The sequence below is a fragment of the Methylomonas sp. genome (genome assembly GCF_023228165.1).
Taxonomy (GTDB): Bacteria; Pseudomonadota; Gammaproteobacteria; order Methylococcales; family Methylomonadaceae; genus Methylomonas.
Window position 1 is genome coordinate 50,695 of sequence record NZ_JALOBS010000009.1, and the last position, 20,929, is coordinate 71,623.

General features: G+C 52.6%; 16 protein-coding genes and 1 pseudogene. 6 read left to right on the forward strand and 11 right to left on the reverse strand.

Annotated features, from left to right (window positions below):
- Positions 1-15: 15 nt before the first annotated feature.
- The 7 genes and pseudogenes from M0R33_RS08370 to M0R33_RS08400 all read right to left on the reverse strand — a co-directional run.
- A pseudogene (locus M0R33_RS08370) lies at positions 16-405 on the reverse strand (integrase core domain-containing protein); the annotation flags it as partial.
- Positions 406-931: 526 nt separating this feature from the next.
- Complete coding sequence (locus tag M0R33_RS08375; RefSeq protein WP_292567754.1) at positions 932-2,131, reverse strand: catalase family protein; 1,200 nt, start codon at positions 2,129-2,131, stop codon at positions 932-934.
- Positions 2,128-3,651 (reverse strand): peroxidase, encoded by a 1,524-nt coding sequence (locus M0R33_RS08380; protein WP_292567756.1) that lies wholly within the window; start codon positions 3,649-3,651, stop codon positions 2,128-2,130. The genes M0R33_RS08375 and M0R33_RS08380 overlap by 4 nt, the downstream gene beginning before the upstream one ends.
- Before the next feature lie 16 nt (positions 3,652-3,667).
- A complete protein-coding gene (locus tag M0R33_RS08385) occupies positions 3,668-4,969 on the reverse strand; it encodes a hypothetical protein (protein ID WP_292567758.1) in 1,302 nt (433 codons plus the stop codon).
- Between the two features lie 24 nt (positions 4,970-4,993).
- Positions 4,994-5,449: a hypothetical protein gene (locus M0R33_RS08390; protein WP_292567759.1), complete on the reverse strand. Its 456-nt coding sequence runs from the start codon at positions 5,447-5,449 to the stop codon at positions 4,994-4,996.
- A gap of 5 nt (positions 5,450-5,454) precedes the next feature.
- Positions 5,455-6,408 (reverse strand): catalase, encoded by a 954-nt coding sequence (locus M0R33_RS08395; RefSeq protein WP_292567761.1) that lies wholly within the window; start codon positions 6,406-6,408, stop codon positions 5,455-5,457.
- Positions 6,409-6,443: 35 nt separating this feature from the next.
- The gene (locus M0R33_RS08400) at positions 6,444-9,371 is read right to left on the reverse strand and encodes a peroxidase family protein (RefSeq protein ID WP_292567763.1); all 2,928 of its coding nucleotides are present in this window, start codon (positions 9,369-9,371) and stop codon (positions 6,444-6,446) included.
- A 382-nt stretch (positions 9,372-9,753) separates the two neighbouring features.
- Between M0R33_RS08400 and M0R33_RS08405 the strand changes: the two genes are divergently transcribed.
- From M0R33_RS08405 to M0R33_RS08430, 6 genes are all read left to right on the forward strand, one after another.
- Positions 9,754-10,824: a LuxR C-terminal-related transcriptional regulator gene (locus M0R33_RS08405; RefSeq protein ID WP_292567765.1), complete on the forward strand. Its 1,071-nt coding sequence runs from the start codon at positions 9,754-9,756 to the stop codon at positions 10,822-10,824.
- Between the two features lie 68 nt (positions 10,825-10,892).
- Entirely contained in the window at positions 10,893-12,281 is a 1,389-nt protein-coding gene (gene dbpA, locus M0R33_RS08410) for an ATP-dependent RNA helicase DbpA (protein ID WP_292567767.1), read from the forward strand.
- A 90-nt stretch (positions 12,282-12,371) separates the two neighbouring features.
- Positions 12,372-12,944 carry an AmmeMemoRadiSam system protein A gene (gene amrA / locus M0R33_RS08415; RefSeq protein WP_292567769.1) on the forward strand — a complete coding sequence of 191 codons (573 nt, stop codon included), beginning with the start codon at positions 12,372-12,374 and terminating at the stop codon, positions 12,942-12,944.
- A 219-nt stretch (positions 12,945-13,163) separates the two neighbouring features.
- Positions 13,164-13,526: a hypothetical protein gene (locus M0R33_RS08420; protein ID WP_292567771.1), complete on the forward strand. Its 363-nt coding sequence runs from the start codon at positions 13,164-13,166 to the stop codon at positions 13,524-13,526.
- A gap of 49 nt (positions 13,527-13,575) precedes the next feature.
- Entirely contained in the window at positions 13,576-17,073 is a 3,498-nt protein-coding gene (recC, locus tag M0R33_RS08425; protein ID WP_292567772.1) for an exodeoxyribonuclease V subunit gamma, read from the forward strand.
- Positions 17,070-17,735 carry a hypothetical protein gene (locus tag M0R33_RS08430; RefSeq protein ID WP_292567773.1) on the forward strand — a complete coding sequence of 222 codons (666 nt, stop codon included), beginning with the start codon at positions 17,070-17,072 and terminating at the stop codon, positions 17,733-17,735. The genes recC and M0R33_RS08430 overlap by 4 nt, the downstream gene beginning before the upstream one ends.
- Before the next feature lie 121 nt (positions 17,736-17,856).
- Here M0R33_RS08430 and M0R33_RS08435 read toward each other — a convergent pair whose 3' ends face one another.
- From M0R33_RS08435 to M0R33_RS08450, 4 genes are all read right to left on the reverse strand, one after another.
- A complete protein-coding gene (locus tag M0R33_RS08435; RefSeq protein WP_292567774.1) occupies positions 17,857-18,117 on the reverse strand; it encodes a hypothetical protein in 261 nt (86 codons plus the stop codon).
- Positions 18,118-18,255: 138 nt separating this feature from the next.
- Positions 18,256-19,470 carry a cysteine desulfurase NifS gene (nifS, locus tag M0R33_RS08440; RefSeq protein WP_292567776.1) on the reverse strand — a complete coding sequence of 405 codons (1,215 nt, stop codon included), beginning with the start codon at positions 19,468-19,470 and terminating at the stop codon, positions 18,256-18,258.
- Entirely contained in the window at positions 19,463-20,380 is a 918-nt protein-coding gene (nifU, locus tag M0R33_RS08445; RefSeq protein WP_292567778.1) for a Fe-S cluster assembly protein NifU, read from the reverse strand. Before nifU ends, nifS begins: the two co-directional genes overlap by 8 nt.
- Before the next feature lie 18 nt (positions 20,381-20,398).
- Positions 20,399-20,755 (reverse strand): iron-sulfur cluster assembly accessory protein, encoded by a 357-nt coding sequence (locus M0R33_RS08450; protein WP_292567780.1) that lies wholly within the window; start codon positions 20,753-20,755, stop codon positions 20,399-20,401.
- Positions 20,756-20,929 lie beyond the last annotated feature (174 nt).

The window sequence follows — 20,929 nt, forward strand, 5'->3', positions numbered from 1 at the left end:
GCTGATTGTTGTGAGTCATGCTGCCTTAGCCGACTCGGAAAGTTGTTGATAATACATGGCCTCGGCTTCGGTTGGTGGAATGTTACCAATCGGTCCTAGTAGGCGTCGATGGTTAAACCAGTCGACCCAGGTCAAGGTGGCCAGTTCGACGGCTTCGCGATTCTTCCATGATTGTTTATGAATCAGCTCGGCCTTATACAAGCCATTGATGGTTTCAGCCAGGGCATTGTCAAAAGAGTCGCCGACGCTGCCCACGGAGGCCTCAACGCCGGCTTCTGACAGGCGCTCGGTATAGCGGATCGAAACGTACTGCACACCTCGATCGCTATGGTGAATCAGGCCGCCGTCATGTAGGGGTTGCCGGTCATGTAACGCCTGCTCCAGCGCATCCAGCACAAAGTCGGTGTGTGTAGTGCCGAACTATGTGTATTTGCACATTTACCTTGTGGCTCAGCCCTAGGCGTCCGCTGCGCAAGGCTGAACACAACTACACATAATTTCGATGCTTGAAGATGTAGCGTCAACTTGCCATCGTTTGGATAACATCGGCTCATTGTTGATTCCAGCCCTTTGATACATAGCGATAGTCATGAAATCTAGGGTTAGGGTGCCAATTGGCTCTCAAATAGCTAAGGGGTTGAGTGGCGCCGGACATGACTCATTGGAATCCCTGATGACACTGAATTTTTTACTTCAGGACATCGGCAAAACTATGTGGAGCTAAGAATTACTCATATTGGCCGTATCCCTTGTGGACTCTAGCTCTCATCCAGGTGATATTAAAAATCTACACATAGGGGTCGTCACTTGCCTGTCGGCCCCTCTAAGTCCGCCATCAACTGACCTAGAGGCGCTAATTTCACAATTGTGAGATCTGACACCGCGGAACTGATTTCCGCCGAAATTTTGAGTAAGCACCATTCCGCCAAACTTATTCAAACACCTCGTCGCCCGTGGGCTCCAGGTGGCTAACCTGATTCATCTGCTGCCGGAAGTTAGATAATTCATGATACAACCTGAATCTGGCCCGATTCAGGTTACCCAGCGGCCGGTGTTCGGGCAGGCAATGCCAGGGGTTCATTTTAAGCCGTTTGGTAAAGTCCGCCATGGCCTCGAAGTTGTGCTGCTGTTTGGGAATATGCACCGTGGCGACTGGAACAAACGGCGACAATTTTTCCGGCCAACGCACCGAGCTGTCCTCAATCGGCATTAAATGCGGGTCGGTTTGCAGCTGTATCATCAAGTCGAATTCCACATCGGTTTCGGCTATGGTTTTGGTCAGATTATCCCGCAGATAATTAAACGGCACCTTGCCGAACGGCAAGCCGGGTATCGGGGACACGATATTGGCTTTTGGCACGAAGGAATACATCACGGCCTGGCCTTCTCCCAGCAAATAAGGCGTACAACTCCAGTAACGTTTACCCAGCGGGTTGGTTTGGGTCTCATTCCACAGGCTTTGCATGAACATGTCCAAAAAATGCGAATCGAACGGATTCAGAAAGTAGTACAAGGTCATGTCCCGCAAGCTCCAATACTGCAACTTGGCGTTTTCACGGGTATTCGGAGTCACAAAGGTCGGACCACCGCTGGTGGTGATAATATCCTGGGTGAATTGTTCTTCATCCATTAGCTTTTTACCGGGCACTCCCATCAATTTAACCGCCATACTCAAGAAGCCGACATCCTGAATATCGGACGGTACGTTCGGGCCGGGGCCGGCATAACGCACATAGGCGGGATAGCTTCGCGGTTCGGCGAAGATCCCGATGCGGCAATGCTCGGGTATATCGTCGCGGACGGTGACCGTGGCCTTCAACACTCCATGGGTTTTGGTATTGCCGCCCCGTTCGTAGCCGCCGGGCTTGAAGCGACCGCGCATCTGGTCGGCCATCAAGTCGATGATGTTATCCAGGCTTTGCTTTTCATCCGGATCGATTCGTTCTTCGGCGATTTTCAAGCCTTCGTTGTTACGGCGCAGATTAATCAGAAATTGCACCAGCCTGACGCCAGGTTCCCGGAAAACCGCGTTCCATGCCGGACGAAACGGGGGTTCAAGGCGGCGTTCCAGATACAACAATTGCAGTAAAAACCGGTGAATTGCCATTAGTATGCAGTTCTTGATGGTCATGACGACGGGTCTCCCTGATGGGGTAAGGCTGCCAGGTAGCGAATGGCACTGAGCCCCGGCATAAAAAAGTAAGCACCGCCTCGCACGCTGATGAATTGCGGCAAATGCGCCACGGTTTGCGTGGGCCCCGCCGCATCGGGGCGGTGGAACTGATCGGTAGGCGTGCCGTCATTCAGCGGCTGGCGATGCGCCAGCAACGGATCTCTTTCCTGTTGCAGACCGGCGAATTTACCGTTCACCACCCAGGCATTCTGTACAAATTCGAACTGACGGGAGATGTTGGCCACCAGACAAATGAACTGCAAGCCCCGCTCGGCAACCGGTGCATCGGCTTTGACGGCCTGTTCCGGCGTCAGCAGCGGGCCGTAGGCGCGTCCTCGCCGCAGTAACCGATGGAAGCGCGTCGAGGCAATCAAGTCCTCATCGTAACGTTTAAGGCCGAAACCCAAAATTTTCAGCAACCGGCTGAAAAAACAACCCGAAACGGACGGCATGTCGCCGGTTCGCGGATTGGCTCTGCGCACATGCGCACCGATCGGGCAACGCGTACCGCCAGGGTCAGGCAGATAATTGAAGCGATTGAGGTGGTCATCGGCGGCAATACCGGGTATGGCTGCGCTGGCCGGCGGCAGTAAAGGCGAACCGTCCCGCCGCCGCCCTACCATGCTGGCGGCGAGTTGTTCTCGCTGTGCCGCATCGCCGCCGCTAACGTTATCGAGGAATTGCCAGAATCCCGGCACATCCTGCCCGAGCTGCCGTAACACCAAGTAGCTGCCGTTACGGGCGAAATCCTTCAATTCGGGCTGCTCTTCCGCCGGCGGCAATTCCGCCGCGCCGGGATCGCTGCCAGGATCGATCAGCGGCCTTACCGTATACTGCTTATATTCATTGCGATAGCCCAGCACCACTTCGCCCACCGCCAACAGGTTGGAAAAACTGTCGCGTTGGTGGGAGTCGAGCGTTTGTTGGGCGGCCCAATCGATGTTGGGTTGGCTAATGCCATCGACAAAACCGAAGGGTTCGATATCGCCGATATCCTGGGTCGGTAGCTGGGCCAGCAACTGGAAGGCCTTGACAAACAGCTTGGTTTCCACTTTTTTACGCCAGGCAGCGATTTTGCCTGGTTCTGCATACAGCAGCAGCAGCATATGCGGCACTTGTTGATTATTGCCGCCCCATTCCCAGTATTCCGGCGCATTGGCGCCTACATCGCCGAGGCGGCGGGAACGGCTTTCGTTACCTGACATGCCGCTGATAAATTCATCGGAGAAATCCCGGATCACTGATTCTTTCAAGCCTAAAGCGCGCAAACCGGCCACAGAAAAGGCAATCTGCAAAGCGGTTTTAGGCGGGGGACTGGTTTGAATGGCCCTAGTAATCGGCGCACCGCCCAACCATTGTTTAGCGGCCGCCTGATCGGCCACATTCAATAATAAAAAACAGCTGTCTCTTAAACGTCCATGTCCAAAGCGCAACAAGCCCTGCAGATCGTCGAATTGAAAGTCGCTTGAATGTGTCATTGCCCTGATTCCCTACTTAGATTTCGGCGAGCCAGTCACGTATGGCCTGTTCATTTGCCTGGCGTATTTCCACACCTTTGCGAATGCGACTGTTGCGTGCCAAATCGATGGCCGTCAAATCCGGATAGGCCTTGTACCAGACGTCGGACGGTAACTGGTGCCGCCTTTGCGTGTATTTAAACTGCTGTTCCCGTTCCGCGCCCTGCTTCACAAACCAACGGGTAGTCGGGTAACCGATCGCATTGCCGAAAGCCAGATTCAGCCCCCAACCGGCCTTGTTAATGAAATCGTCCATATAGCTTTCATGGCTACTGTCGTAGTTACTGGCGAAGAAAGCCCGGCGATTGTTGTCCATGAACACCCAGCGGGCAAAATGAATGGTTCTGATCCGGGTCAAGAAGCCGTGGTTGTATATGTGTCTGGCCACATAATCCGTCAACAGCATTATTAATTTAAACAGAAACAACCTGAACAGCCCGGGTTTGACATCGCCGAACACGTTGAATTGATTACTGACATCCCGATCTTCCAGATAGGCCAAGGCTTCGATATGTTCGCGACTCGGACGAATGAACAACTCCGGGTCTGAACGCTCCAGCATACGCAAGCGCAGCGCAAAAAAAGGCGCCAAGATCAGGAATACCGGTGATAACAGCAATAAAATCAACGGCACCCCAATCTTGTGCAGCCCGTCCCGGATTAACCACGCCAGAGGCGTGGGCTCTTCCGGAGACAGTTTGAGGAGGCCAAGGTGTTTTTGCATCTCGACATGAGATAACAGTTTTTGCCGCAAAGCCCGGGGGTTGCCCCGCCCCGTCTCGGCGACGATTTGTGGTAAATATTCCGACAGACATCGATGCAATGCCGCCTCTTCATGCACCTGCCTGACCGTACGTCCCCGCCAGTTGACGTAATTGGCCGCCGGCTCGATGTTGTGGGTCATCATCCAGCTCACCAGATCGAATGCTTTGGTAAAGCCTTCGCAATGGGCAAATATTTGCTTTAGCCCGTCCTCGGCTTTCCGTGCCAATTCGGTTAAGAATGTCACTCGGTCGCCGTCAAAATCGCCCAGAAATGCCAAGGTCGGCTGCCATGGTTGAGGCGCCCGCCCAAAGGCTTTGACGTCGTCCCCGGTAAGCGCTTCAATAATTAGAAAACGCGCCATGTGCAAGCCATCGAACTCACCGAAAGGCACCAACCCGTTAGCCGGATCGGCCAGCCCCACCGTTTTATTCATTCCCGCCAGCAAACTGCGCAGCGCTTCCAGCTCCCCGTCACGTACCGGAGCCACTATCATGAAAGTGGATTGAGGGGTCATAGCGACATACTCGGATTATGGGCCTTATGCGGCACTTTTGCTGGTTAACGCAAAATCCAGGATCCGTTTTTTGCCCCACCATACCTTGCCCAGATAAACCCCGGGTTCGATCTCGCGAATTTCATCGCGTATCACTTTGGCGAAAAACGAGGTTTTCGAATAATCGATGACGATGGTGTCTTTTTGGTCCAGCCAGCTTTTGTCCATGTACACTTTGGCGACGATAAAGGTCAGACTGAAAAAAGTGATTTTGTTGACCAGCACTCCGGCTTGGCCGCCGGGACAAAACAAATCGAATTTCTTGCCCTGCCACGCATATACTCCGGCCAAAAATGCCACTAATTTAGAGAACACCGATCCGGCCAAAATCGCGGTACCCTGGGTATCGCCGCTGGGAATCTTGCCCGGCGTGGCATTGCAATAAATTTCATCCAGCTCCTCACGTGATTTGCTCAACCAACTATTGACGGTATCGTTCATGTTGTTTACTCCTGATTGCTATTGCGAAGGGCCGCGGCGTGGGCATATACCAGACGTCTAACTTGGTTCATGCGCCCCAAGGGTTCGTGCGCCGCCAGGCTTTGCCAGGGATTAAAACTGCTGCGCTCGCAGTCGGCCAGCGCCTCCGTGTCGTCGAAATCCTGATTTTCTATGGTGATGGTAGCGACGATTTGAAAGGGCGAAACCGTTTCATCCCAAATCACCGAGGCATCTTCAATCGGCATGGTCGGCGGATCGGTTTGTTTTTGCACCGCAAAATGAAATTTGGCCGGAAAGCGTTGCAAATGCGCTTTCATCGCCGCGCGCAGCTGGTTACGGCCCGGATTTTCGGTTTGTAGGGTCTGGTAGTCCGAACAGGGCAGCACGGAATACTTCACCACCTGTCCCGACTGTTCGCCCAGGCGGTAGGGGGTGGTGCTCCAGAACCGCACATCGAACGGACACAAATGCTTTTGCCGGGATTTAAAAGCTATCCACAACGCTTTCAGATGCGGATCGAACGGGTTCAAAAAAAACCACAGTTTCCGATTGGCCTGCCGGGCCTGGATAAAGCCCAGAAAATCTTCCGGCGTGGCCACGAATAGAGCAGGATAGCTATTTAGAATAAAATCCTGGCAACCAGGCTCTCCCCAAAGTACCGGCCCCTCCACACCGGAGAGCCGTATCGACAAGCCGCGCACATCCTTTTCGGCATCGTCCCGGCTGGTGGCGTTGGCAAACCTCAGCATGGCCGGATAGGTTTTCGCTTCGGAAAAAACCCCGTGCTTCAATTCGGCGGGAATATCCTCATGCACGCGAAACTCGCCCCGCAAACAGCCTATGGTTTTGGCCTGATTGAAGCGGGGCACAAGGCCATTTTCGGCCTCGTCCGAGATGACGGCGGCAATGCCCCGATTCATCTCGGTAACCAAATCTTCGATCGGCATGTCTTGATTCATAATCGCCGCTCCCCCGCTGCTGTTATGTACTTACCTTATTGAAAGCTTTCGTCGCTTGCCGCGCTGCTTTGCGGTTTCCATTGCAGGGTATAATCCGTGCCCCTATCCCTGGCCCAAGGGTCGAACACATTGACGACGCCGGCAAGCTGATCCTTAAGTTCCGGCATGGTGCGCAGCATGATTCTTTTCAACGGCGATACTTCAACCTCGTGGCCGTTGGAAGGCTTGGGCTCCATTTTTTTGCCGTCGGGTCCGTTGTTCATCACCCATTCCACGCCCAGCGAGGAATAAAATTCCGGACGGAAGCTGGAGGTAAAGAAACGGTCGCTAAACAAACGCCGCGAGGCATTCAGAATGAACACATGGAACTGGGTTTCGGAAATGGCGTAACCGTGCGGACGGGTGAACTCCGACAGCCAACCGACCACGGTATCCAGGTCCTCGATATTGTCGACCATGCTGCCGTCCGGATGCCCCAGGCAATCGTTGATGCGCGAACCATCTTCGTTCAACTGCGCGGCGGTGATGATCTTGCCGGCATCGCATTTATGCTGGCCGTAGACTTCGCGCAACAACCCGGTCAGGCGTTTCTGCTCCAGATATTCCGCGCTGTTGGTCGGCAAGCGCCAGTCGATAAAATCGTCGAAGCTGGTCAGCTGTTTCAAACCGTATTGGCGGCGGAATTCGTTAAAGCGCGGTAAGCCGCGTTCCCGGTCCCGGATCAAATCCAATGCCGCGATATCGATTTTGTTGGTTTCGGTGTTCAGGCGCGGCAAATCCAGGTTTTGTAAAAACTGGGCGTGGTTCTGCAAGGTTAACAAGCCGAGACGTTGCCGGCCCATGCTCAATGCCCAGTTGCTCAATCCGCCGTCGGTCATGGCCTGAGTGGCTTTGCCTCTAAAGGTGCTGATTACCGGCACTTTTTTGGCAATGGCATTCGGAGCCTGTAATTCCCGATATTCCAGCAAATCGGGCAACAAAGGATGCAAGCGGTAAACGGTGGGAAACTCTTCCGGAAAATTGAACGGCGAACCAAAGTGATTAATACCGCCGTTTACATGTTCTGGATTACGGATATCCCAAATATCGCGTTTGTCGATTAATCTGCCTAAAAAGGTCGGATGGTTTTTATAGCGGTGACTGCCCAAGCCGAAGATGCCGGCACCCGATGCGAACACCGAATAAAACTGATTGGCCTTGATTTCTTTTTCGGATTTGGCCAGTTTATTCACGACGATTTTTTCCAACACCTTGGAAACAGGGTCGTCTTTCATTAACAACCCGTTCCAGTTGGCGTTCATACCTAAATAGAGCGGTTCGTCGTATAACAATTGCGTAGTCCATTCAATGGTGTGAATTTTGGCAATCTCGGCAGACACCACCAGACGGGCCGCTTGATACAACTCTTCGTCACTGACTTTTTTGTAAGTAATCACCTGCTCGGGACGATCCGGATTGCGCAAACCGGAGTCTAAATCCGGGTTGACCTCGGCATTGGCGCGGAATTTATCGACAAAGGCGTTATGTTCGCGCACGAACAGGTTATGGTAAAAACTCAGGCCCACCGTCCAGTTATCCGCGAAACCGGCGGCTTCCTGACCTTTCCAGGCAGGATTGATGGGATCGGGGGAACAATCCGGTCCGGCATTTTCGCAACTGTTGAACACCGGCAGATAACCTTGTTTTTCGCCGGCCCCGCTATGATTGCCGCGCGGCGTCATCAATAATTTCGCGGCGTCCTTAGGATCCCGTTTCACCCGTTTTTGCGAAAGTTCATCGAACCCGTAAATTTGCGAAGCATCCCACCAAGCGGTAACGGTGTTTTCCGTGGTGCGGTGAGCGCGGGACAAATAGGTTTTACCCTGGTATTCAAAGGTAGGCGCGGGTTCTTTTTGCGCGACCAACGCCACATCCACCTTGTCATTGGGTCGACATCCCAGTTTGGCGGCCTGCTCGGCGCTCAGCGCTTGTTCCTGGTTATTGACCATTTGGCTGGCGCAACCGACCGGCATTCTGGCCTCGGTATTCTGTCCTTCCCGCAAATGGTAGAACCAATCGTGGGTCATGAACTGTATCCAATAGGCCGCCAATACATTAAAAAACGGGGCTTTCTTATAGTCGCACTCGGCATTTTTGGCATTACCCGGTAAACCCTGCCCTTGTTTACACGCGTCGGGTTTTGATTGACTACGGGTAAATAACTTCCTGGAGATGACTTGCGGATCGGGCTTTAATAAACTCAAGCGGTCGCCATGGCGATTGCGGACCAACTCATTGGCGCCCAGGTCGGGAAAGGTCGAATCGAAACTGACGTTGCGGGCGAATAACTGGTTGGTCGAACCCATGGCCGGATTGAAAATATCGTTGCAGATACCGGTGATATTACGGTGACGGATCAGTTCCCCTTTGCAAACTTGGGTGCCGTCCTTGTCGGTCACCTGCTCATACAAAGGATGAGTATGCGGCAAACGCATTTCCGCCCATACTTTCACCACGGGACCGGCGGTTTTACCAACACCTTTAATGAAGGTTTCGTAGGTTTTATTGTCGTACAGATTGAAGCGTAGCAATTCCATGCGTTGATATTCCAAATCCATCAAGGCGCCATCCACGCCCCGGCCGTTGGGATTGAGATGTTTGCCCAGTTTGGTGACGGATTCCCAGCCTTCCGCCTTGCTGCTGGCATCTCCGGTTCCCCAATAATTGGGCCAATCCACCCACACCACACTACGACCGGCCAAGGCTTTTTTGCCGCCGCGGCATTGTGCAGTGTCCTCGCTGACTTTTCCCAGAAAACGTTCGGTTTGCTGCTCGGCAATCGGCCGTAAACCCTTCGCCACCATTGCCGCACAGGCCCTATCGGCCCTGATTCTTTCCAAGGTTGAAATGGCTTCCGCTTGACAAGTTGTCGCTATAAACCATGAAATGACAAATAGAACCGGCGCATTTAAATTTGTTTTCATTGTCTCGTCCCCATATCCTGTGAATAGTGGTATTCCACTACATGACTCGGGTTCAGCTTAACTGAAGTGTTCAGCCGCCGCCATGACCCAAATGGGTCAATTTTTTGGCCAATCAATTATTTAAGGGGTATGCTAAGCAACACCGTTTCATAACGGGCAGCGCTGCGTTTTGGATTGAATAAACACCTTGATGCAGCAAACTTTTACAGCCGCTTGACGGGAAATTAAACAGACCGGCGACAATCTTTTTAAATCAGATAACCGACAGGAAGCCTTATTTTAGGCTGTGTATAAATTCATAAAAGCAGGCAACGCCCCGCGTTCGCAAATGACGCTTATTGACTGATGACAACACTAATAATAAAAACAAGGGTGGCACTCAATGAGACAATTATCCGACGATCTATATCTGCACACCATACTCGCAAACGCCCCTGGATACCCTTTAATCTGGAACCGTTTTCTGAACGAATTGACTCGACAACTGTGTTTCGATTCCAGCGCGTTATTGGTGACCGATCTAAATGATTACGGAAACACCCGCTTTCTATTCAGCGCCCACATCTCGAACGAATATCAAGAACAGTACCAGGACAAATTAAACCGGCTGGATTTATTCAATCATTACATCAGCAAAAATCCGCGGCGCATAACCTGCAATCAAAACCTGCAATACGGAAATCCTTCTGAACTTAAAAGCGCCTTTTTCGCCCCCGAACAGCAAAATTTTCGATTCGGCGTCGCATTGGCCTGCTCTCAAAATCACGCACTCAGTTTGCTGCTGAATCGTAAACATGCATTTAGTCATGCGGAGCAACAACACATCACCCAGCTGTTGGAAAACATGCTGCCGATACTGCAAGATGCCATACATAAAGAACAACGCCATAAAATCAATAGCCAGTTGCTCCACCACCTGGGCGATCATTTCGACGGCTATATCATCGTCGATCATGAACTGAATATTCTATTTTCCGATCCGATCTATACGGCGATTATCAGCCAGCTGGATTGCGTGCATATTTCCGAGAACCGCTTCGGTATGAAAAACCCGGTCATCGAACAACGATTGCTGTCCCTGATCGAACATAATCAGGAAAGCAGCTCTATTCATAACCAGTGCCAGTCCTGTCAAATTTCCTTGATTCCCATCGCCTCGTTAAAAAATCTGTATCAATGGGAATGTTATATGGATGGCTTCATTCTGACCTTTACCCACGAAAAAGATAAAAATCCGGCCCTGGACCGCTTGATGCATCTTCACAGCCTGTCACGTTGCGAAGCGATTTGCGCCCTGCACTTTATGAAGAACCCTTCCATACCGGACATAGCCAGCCATACCTATCGTTCGCAAGAAACGGTGCGGAATCATATCAAGCACACCATGCAAAAAATGAATGTACATAGTCAGGCGGAACTGATGAAAAAGTTGATTACACTGGCCTCGTTATAAACCAACCCTGTTATGATTGCCTGCCGGATGCCGGCAATCGGCCGCCTCCCACAGATATCAGAGCCTTTGTGAATAGCCCAGAATTTTCCGCATTACCGTTAAAACCCGCCTTACTTGAAAACATTGCATCGCTAGGCTATACCCAGCTAACCCCCATACAGGCCGAAAGCCTACCGCATATACTGGAGGGCAAGGACGTAATTGCCCAAGCCAAAACCGGTAGCGGAAAAACAGCCGCGTTCGGTATTGGTTTAATTTCCCGGTTGGATGTCGGTCATTTCAAAGTCCAAGCCTTGGTAATATGCCCTACCCGCGAACTGGCCGATCAAGTCTGCAAGGAAATGCGTCAATTAGCCCGCTTCACCCAAAATATTAAAGTGTTGGCTTTGTGCGGCGGCGTGCCGTTTGCGCCGCAGCGGGACTCCTTACTGCACGGTGCGCATGTGGTCGTGGGCACGCCCGGCCGCTTGCAGGAACACCTGCAAAAACACAGTTTGCGTCTGGATCATATAAAAGTGTTGGTGTTGGATGAAGCCGACCGAATGTTGGACATGGGCTTTTCGGACATCATTAGCGATGTAATTTCATACGCCCCCAGTCACCGGCAAACCCTGTTATTTTCGGCAACCTACTCCGACACGATTCGGAAACTGAGTCAATCCTTTCAATTTAAACCCATCGCCGTCAGCATAGACACCAACCATCACGACAACGATCTGGCCCAACACTTCCATCGCGTCGACCCAGCGAAAAGATTGCACGCCTTGGGCTATTTATTGGCCTACCACCGACCTGAATCCACGGTAGTATTTTGCAACACCAAGCGTGAATGCCAGGATGTGGCAGGCAGCCTGGCCAATTGCGGCTTTTCCGTGCAAGCCTTGCATGGTGATTTGGAACAAAGAGACCGCGACCAAGTTTTAGTGCGGTTCGCCAATAAAAGTTGCTCGGTATTGGTAGCCACGGACGTAGCCGCCAGAGGCCTGGATATCAAGGAATTGCAGGCCGTCATCAACTATGAACTGCCCTGGGACCCGGAGGTGTACGTGCACCGCATTGGACGCTCCGGCCGGGCCGGCAAAAAAGGTTTGGCGCTGAGCTTGTGCGCCGAGACCGAGCTGGACAGAGTCAAGGCCATTGAAGATTACCTGAACATTTCAGCTCATTGGGACGAACTAGCGCCCTTTAAACTGAGTTATGAACGGCGCTTTCAACCGCCCATGATCACGCTATGGATCGACGGCGGCCGCAAACAGAAAGTACGTCCGGGTGATATTTTGGGCGCCTTGACGGGCACGGCCGGTATTGCCGCCACCGAAGTCGGCAAAATCGATGTATTTGACAAACACGCCTACGTAGCCATAACCCGCCAATATGCCGACCAGGCCTTGACTTGTCTAAGAAACGGCAAAATTAAGGGCCGCCGCTACAATGTGCACAAGTCCCAATGGGATTAAAACGCCGAGTGTTTGCCATGTTGTACTATTCGCGGATACGCGCATCCGAAAAATTGTAATCCGTCAGCACATCGTGATCAGGAAAATACCGTGTCTGAGCCATTGACTAAACCCCAACAGAGCGTTTTATTGAGCCTGGCCTGGCAATCCGTTGCCCATGGCCTAAAAACCGGCAAGCCGCTGAGCGTCGATAATTCGAAATATTCGCCGGCACTGGTAAAGCCCCGCGCAACCTTTGTGATGTTGGAATACCACCAGCAACCACGCGGCTGTATCGGTCGTCTGGACCCGGTTCGCCCATTAGCGGAAGATGTCTCGGAAAATGCCTTTGCCGCCGCGTTTTGCGATAGACATTTCCCTGCCGTCAGTTCCGAGGAACTTGACGAACTGGATATCCATATCGATCTGGTATCCGCGCTGGAACCACTCAGTTTTAATTCGGAAGTAGAACTCATCAGCCAATTAAGGCCGCATATCGACGGCCTGGTTTTACAAGACGGCTCGCACCATGCTTCCTTTTTGCCTTCCAACTGGCAAAGCCTGCCTAGCCCCATGCAATTTCTGCAGCACCTCAAGCACAAGGCCGGACTTCCGCTTACCTACTGGTCTAAAACCATCAAAGCCAACCGCTTCACCACGCAACAGCTGCCCTGCGCGGATTAATACTCCGCATCCGCTCGCTTCGCTGCGCGGTTATATGTGCCTAATCGCCGCCGAACAGTTAAAATAGTCCGTTCGATTGTTTGTATGCTGCCCGCTACAGGCCGAATCAGGCTTAAAGAATGCCGCTAAAATTAACTGCTGTCATTAATCTTCAACCGCCTTTTGCATTAATCGGGCAACCGCAAATTTGATAGACTTCTTTGTATAAAGAGATGAAAGATGGCTTTATCCGGATATAAAAATTTTCTGTTTGTTATGCTGATGGGATCCACGGCTTGCACCACGCTACCGCCGGCGGCAAAAGCCTACGATAACTTCGCCGACTATGCAGAGTCGGTCTTCAGGCACCAAAATGTGTTGATCAGCCGTCTTATGATGATGAACGACAACGACAACGAAAAGCTGGAAGATGCCGAACAAGAAATGAACGACGCCTGCCATCTATTAAATGAATACGCCGAGCATGAAATGGCGGGTGAATCCATGAGCTTATTCTTCAAACGCAAAGTACAAGCCAGTATCGAAACTTGCGATGAACAAGTCCAAAACTTGGAAACCCTGTTAACGGAAACCCTCCCCTAAACCGATGCGAACGTTTGTCGTGCCTGCCGCCTAAGCCCATATCGCTATTATGAGCAATAGCCTGGACAGCGGCATCGCCGTCATACATTCCAACCAACTGGAAGCCCTGCGGGATGTGGTGGAACACTGGCTGCGCCAACACCCGTTGGCGCCGTTGGAAAATGAAGTATTGCTGGTGCAAAGCAACGGCATGGGCCAATGGTTAAAGCAAAGTCTGGCGCAAAACAACGCCTTGGGCATTGCCGCCGCCATGCACATCCAATTGCCGTCTCTGTTCATCTGGAGCGTCTACCGGGCGGTATTGGGACAGCAAATTCCCAAGCAGCAACCGCTGGCCAAAGCCCCGCTGAGCTGGCGTCTGTATCGATTGTTGCCGGCCTTGATCAGCCGAACCGGCTTTGAAAGTCTGGCGCATTTCCTACAACACGATTTCAATAGTCGAAAACGCTTCCAATTGGCGGAACAACTGGCCGATCTGTTCGATCAATACCAAGTATATCGTTCCGACTGGATAGTCGATTGGGCAGCCGGCCAGGATACTTTCCGCGATGCGCATGGCGAAGCACGACCCTTGCCCGACCGGCAAATATGGCAATCGCAACTCTGGCGGGCAATATTGGAAGATCTGGGCAGCGACTATAACCCGTTCGCCAGTCGGGCCTCGGTGCATGCCCAATTCATGGCCAATGTCGACACGCTGCGGCAACGTCCCGCCGGTATCCCGCGCCGCATTGTGATATTCGGTTTGTCGTCTCTGCCGCAACAATCGCTGGAAGTGCTGGCCAAGCTGGGTAGGTTTTGCCAGGTGGTTTTGTTCGTGCATAACCCATGTCAACATTACTGGGCCGACATCATCGAAGACAAGGAATTGTTAAAAGCTCAGCGTAAACGACAAACCTACAAAGCCGGCATGGCCGCCGGCCTGAATCCGGAACTACTGCATCTGCATGCCAACCCGCTGTTGGCGGCCTGGGGCAAACAAGGCCGCGACTATATCCGCTTGCTGGACCATTTCGACGAAACCCAGGCCTATGCCGACTGGCACTGGCCGGATCATAAAATCGATTTGTTCAAGGATTACGGCGACGACGGCCGACGCAGCATCCTGCAACGGCTACAACAAAGTATCCTGGATTTGGAGCCGATACCGGAACAACCGCTGTTGCTGGACAAACCCGATCAATCATTGGCCTTCCATATTGCCCATAGCCGGCAGCGGGAAGTGGAAATATTGCACGACCAGTTGCTGGCTCGTTTCGATGCCGCGCAACTAGCCGGCGAAATACTCTATCCGCGCGACATCATCGTCATGGTGCCGGACATCAATCAATACGCGCCGCATATCCGCGCCGTGTTCGGCCAAGTCCAAGCCGAAGACCCGCGCCATATTCCGTTCAGTCTGGCCGATCAACAGCAACGCGGCGAAAATCCACTGCTGGTGGCCGTGGAAACCCTGTTGAATCTGCCGGAATCGCGCTTCAACGTCAGCGAATTTCTGGGGCTGTTGGAAGTACCGGCCTTGCGGCTGCGCTTCGACATAGACGAAACCGCCATTCCCAAACTCCACCAATGGCTGGAACAAGCCGGCATCCGCTGGGGCCTGAATGCCGAACAACGCGCCCGCACGGTAGAGATGCCGGCCGATTTTGCCGCCAACACCTGGCAATTCGGTTTGCGCCGTATGTTGCTGGGTTATGCGGTGGGCGCGGGGGACGCCTTCAACGGCATCGAGCCTTACCCGGAAATCGGCGGGTTGGATGCGCAATGGTTGGGACATTTATGCCATATCCTGGATACGCTGGAACGTTACGCCGGCAGTCTCGGCCATGAGCAAAATGCCGACGCCTGGTTGCAAGCACTGAGCCAATTGTTGGCGGATTTTTTTGTTGCCGACAACCAGCGCGACCGCAAAACCCTGGATACACTACGGCTGGCCTTGGGCAATTGGCATCAGGCCTGCCTGCAGGGCGGCTGCGGCGCAAACGACCTATTACCGTTAAACGTGGTGCGCGAAGCCTGGCTGGCGGCGGTGGACGAACCCAATCTGCAACAACGTTTCCTCAGCGGTCGGGTAAATTTCTGCACCCTGATGCCGATGCGGGCCATCCCGTTCCGAGTGATCTGTTTGCTGGGCATGAACGACGGCGATTACCCGCGCAACCAATACCCGCACGGCTTCGACTTAATGAACCAGCGCGGCCAATACCGGCCCGGCGACCGCTCGCGGCGGCAGGACGATCAATACCTGTTCCTGGAAGCGCTGCTCTCGGCCAGACAGCAACTTTACATCAGCTGGATAGGCCGCAGCATCCGCGACAATAGCGAACGACCTCCCTCGGTGTTGATCGCCCAATTGCGCGATTTTCTGCAACAAAGTTTTGGTTTGGCGGACGGACAAAAGCTGCTGGAAACCCTGACGCTGGAACACCCGTTGCAGCCCTTCAGCCCGGACTACATTAAGTCCAACCGCGATCCGCGCCTGTTCAGCTATGCCCGGGAATGGTTTCAACCGTCGCCCGACGAGGCAACGGTTGCTACTGACGAAACTGCTAGCGAGGAAATATCCTACACCCTGAATCTGGAAGCACTGGCGCGTTTCCTCAGAGCGCCGGTCAAAACTTATTGCCAGCACAGCCTGAAATTCAGCTTCGACAGCGAGGATGTCACCAGCGAAGATAACGAACCGTTCGGTTTCGACCGCTTACAGGCACACATCCACGGCAAAGAACTGTTGCAGGATTTACAAAGTCGGCAACCGGTCGACCTCGACGGCTTTTATCAACAGCAAATGACCGCGTTAAGCGCTAAAGGCGCGCTGCCGTTGGGCGGCTTCGCCCAAACCACTTTCGCCGGCATCGCCAACCCCGCGGACCGGGCTTGGCATCAATATCGAATGCTGCTTGAGCAATGGCCTCAGGAGATACCGCCCCGGCATATCGAGCTGAGTTTTGTCATTGCGGACCACATCAATGTGCAACTGAGTGCCGGACTCAACCAATTGCGCCGAGCCGACGCTGATGACCCATGTGCATTGCTAAGTTTGACGGCGCAAACGCTGCTTAAAAAAGACCTGATTCAGTATCACAACCTGATCCTGCCCTGGCTGCGGCATCTGGCCGCCTGCGCCGATGGCCTGTCGGTACATAGCTTTATTGCCGCCGCCGACAGTATCATTACCATTCAACCGCTGCCGCAAGCCGATGCAATTAGCCATTTACAGACTTTGCTGGAATCCTGGCGGCAAGGCATGCGGGCCCCGCTACCGGTAGCCTGCCGCACCGCGTTCGCCTGGCTGAATACCTCGGAAGAAAAAGCCCTGGAAACCGCGCAAGCACAATACGACGGCGATGAATGGAACCCCGGCGAAGTTACTTACGATACGTATCTGGGACGTTTTTTCCCCAGCTTCGCCAGTTTGTATCAAACCGAAACCGCACATTTTGAGCACTGGGCAACCGCGCTGTACCAACCGCTTTACCGCCATCTAACACCGCTGCAGCCATGCAACACCTTGCCGACCGACGAATCCGGACCACCAGGAAATTGAATATTCAAACTTGGGCAACTGCGGTTCGGCGGGGCGAAAGCGCTAGCAGACTATTGGCCGCTAACCTGGCTATGCTCAAGCATGTGATACCCATCTTGCTACTGCCAACGCTTTGCCTGGCAAACGATGAGAATCCCGACGTTCCGACCGAACTACGAATTTTCGTGGCAGCGAATACGTCATTATTGGCCTATGCCGGCGCCGATCTGAATGGCGACGGTTTATCCGATTATGTGTTTATCCTCGAACGTCAAAAAATGCATGACGCCGCTCCTGAAACCGAGACAGGCCAACGACCGTTAAAAATTGCCTTGCGCCAGCCAGACAACAGCCTGAAAGTCGTCAAAACCAACCACAAGATCATGTTTTGCTCGACCTGCGGCGGCGTATTCGGCGTCCCGTTCGCCGAGCTGTCGGCCACGGCGAAATCGTTTAGGGTCAGCCACTACGGCGGGAGCAATTGGCGTTGGACCAACAACTTTCAGTTTAACTATTCAAGGCGCGACGATACCTGGCAGTTGGTGCGCGTCGAGGAAAGCGCCTTTCATACGTCCGACCCGGAGACGCTTGAAACGCTCATCTATAAACCGCCCAAGGACTTCGGCAAAATCGATATTGCCGACTTCGATCCGGAGAACTTTAAGGGCGTGGGTAAAAAATAACGGCCCATGCAGGTGGATTGAATACTGCAAACCCGGCGCTGATAGGCCTACGAGTAAAACTCTCAAGCCTATCAAATCGAACCCTCTCGGAGATAGCAACACCTCCCCCTAAACACTCAGACTAACTTTCCGCTTCGCAAATGCTTTTAAACTCCGGTATGCCGGCGGTTAAGCGCGCGCGCAGGAAATTAAACTGTCTTTGCAATTCGTCTTCGGCATCGCCGACATTTTTGAATACTTGAACAACTTTTTGATCGTTCAACATATCGGGATAATGGGCATCTATGAACTCAAGCACTTCCGCATCAAGTTCACTAATGTTGCTCAAAGCGCCTTCCATGCGAGACAATACCGCACGTAACGCTACAAGATCTTCGACCATAAATTTCCTCGGTTAAATAGACGCTTTCTTTAGACGTTTTTGTCGAGATATCTGAAAAACGCCACACAATTTTTTCTGCCGGGCAGGCCGGAAACGCTAACGTTTAACCCGGCCCGCCCTCCAGCAAAATAAACTAGCTTACGCATAGCTCGGCTGAAACGCTTGCTCCGGGTCGGCAACAGGCTCGTTGTTGATACTATCCCAATACGGCGACAGCTTGCGCAGAGTGGCGACGATGCTCGGCATGACTTTCAGCACTTCATCCACATCACTCATACTGTTGTAGCGCGAGAATGAAAAGCGGATGGTGCCGTGAGCAGCGGTATAAGGTATATCCATGGCCCGCATCACATGAGACGGCTCCAGGGAACCCGAGGTACAGGCCGATCCGCTGGAAGCGGCAATGCCGGCTTTATTCAGCAACATCAATATCGCCTCGCCTTCGATATATTCAAAGGCAATGTCGGTGGTGTTGGGCAGGCGGTTGTTCAAGTCGCCGGTGATAAAGCTATGCGGAATGGCTTCAACGATGCCTTGCTCCAAACGATCGCGCATGGCTTTGACCTGAACGTTTTCGTATTCCATGTGCTCTATAGCCAGTTCGCAAGCCTTACCCAGACCGACGATGGACGCAGTGTTTTCGGTACCGGCCCGACGGCCCCGCTCCTGATGACCACCACGCAGCAAGGGCCGATAACGTGTTCCGCGGCGCAGATACAACACGCCAATACCTTTTGGTGCATGCAATTTATGGCCGGAAATCGATAGCATATCGATCTTGGTATCCTGCAACATCATCGGAATTTTACCGACCGCCTGCACGGCGTCGGTATGAAACATTACGCCGGCCGCATTGGCCATTTCGGCCATTTCCACCACCGGAAAAATGGTCCCGGTCTCATTATTGGCCCACATGACCGACACAATCGCCACCTGATCGGATAACAGGTTTTTATAGGCGTCCAGATTCAGCCGTCCGCATTTATCCACCGGCATCCGGTGGATGGTATAACCTTCTTTCTCTAAATTATCCACCAGATTCAGAATCGCCGGATGCTCAACCGCCGTGGTGATGATTTCCTTACGGTTCGGCTGGGCTTTAATAGCGGACAATATTGCCGTGGAATCGGATTCGGTGCCGCACGAGGTAAAAATGATTTCCGAATCATGCTCCGCGCCGATCAACTCTTGAACTTGGCTACGGGCTTTCTTGATGGCCTTGGCCACCCCGTCGGCAAAACGGTGAATGGAAGACGGATTACCGAACTGTTCGGTAAAGAACGGAATCATCGCATCGACCACCACGCTATCCACCTTGGTAGTCGCGTTGTTATCCAGATAGATATCAGGCATGACCAACCTCCTTGATGTTCACCAATTCACTAGTAGGCATTTGCGAAGCAGGCACGACCTTGATGAACTCAGCCATTACTTCCATCAAGCGTTGTTGAATGCCGGCAATAGTCATTGACGACATTTGGCAGCCGCTGCAGGCACCGGTCATATTCACGTAAGCAGTGTTGCCGATCACTTCCACCAACTCGACGTCGCCGCCGTCGGCCATCAATTGTGGACGGAAGGACATAATCACTTCCTCGATTTTCTTAATGCGTTGCAGGTTGGTCAACGGTTTTTTCTCGGCCTTGGCTTCGACTTTTTCAATTGGCGCCGCACTCGGGTCGAAGGTTTCGCCGCGTTCTTTCATGACTTTTTCCAAAATCGCTTCGATATCTTCATGACAGGCGGCGCAACCGCCGCCGGCCTTGGTGAAATTGGTAACGTCTTCAACGGTGCGTAGTTTGTTCGCCCACACCATTTCTTCGATCATCACCGCGTCGATGGCGAAACATTTACACACCAGGGCGCCTTCTTCGTGATCGTCTTTCCACTCTTCGCCGCGATAGTTGGCAACCGCTGCTTGCAGCGCTTCGCGACCCATGACCGAGCAGTGCATTTTTTCCGGCGGCAGGCCGTCCAGTTCCGCGGCAATATCCTGGTTGGTAACTTTTAAGGCATCATCCAGTGTCAAACCCTTGATGATTTCGGTTAACACCGAAGACGAGGCAATCGCCGAACCGCAACCGAAAGTCTGGAAACCGGCGTCTTCGATGACTTCGGAGTCTTCATTGACTTTCAGGGTCAGCCGTAATGCGTCGCCGCAACTAATGGAACCCACTTCGCCAATCGCATTGGCCCCTTCCACCGCACCGGCGTTTTTAGGGTTGAAAAAATGGTCTTTAACTTTATCCGAATAATCCCACATGACTTTAATCTCCGCTTCTTAAGAACAGGTTTTGGGGGTGCCACCGTTATCGCCGGTGGTGAACGAAGAGCCGCAAGCGCAGCTTTTGACTGCGTTGGGATTGCTAAATTTAAAACCCGATCCTTCCAGGCTATCCACAAAGTCGATGGACATACCATCGAGTTTCGGATAACTGGCCGGATCGACAAATACTTTCACTTCACCGCAATCTATCACGGTGTCTTCGGCGGCTTCCTTGTCTTCCAAGCGCAAACCGTAAGACAAACCGGAGCAACCGCCATCTGTCACTTCGATCCGCAGGCCCGCGGTCGGTTTGTCGGAATTGCTGATAAAACGACCTACGGCTTGTACGGCGCTATCGGTTAAAGTAATCATTGTTAACTCTCCTGAACGGTTTGGCATTGATCTTGTAAACAGTTAAAGCAACCGGCATGCCATGCGAGAAAATCTTAGCTAAACCGCTGAATTATCTTGCCTCATGACAACCGGCCACCTTGAATCAGCAATCCGTTTAACAACAATCCCGCTGTCTTTGTCGGCTTTGCTACA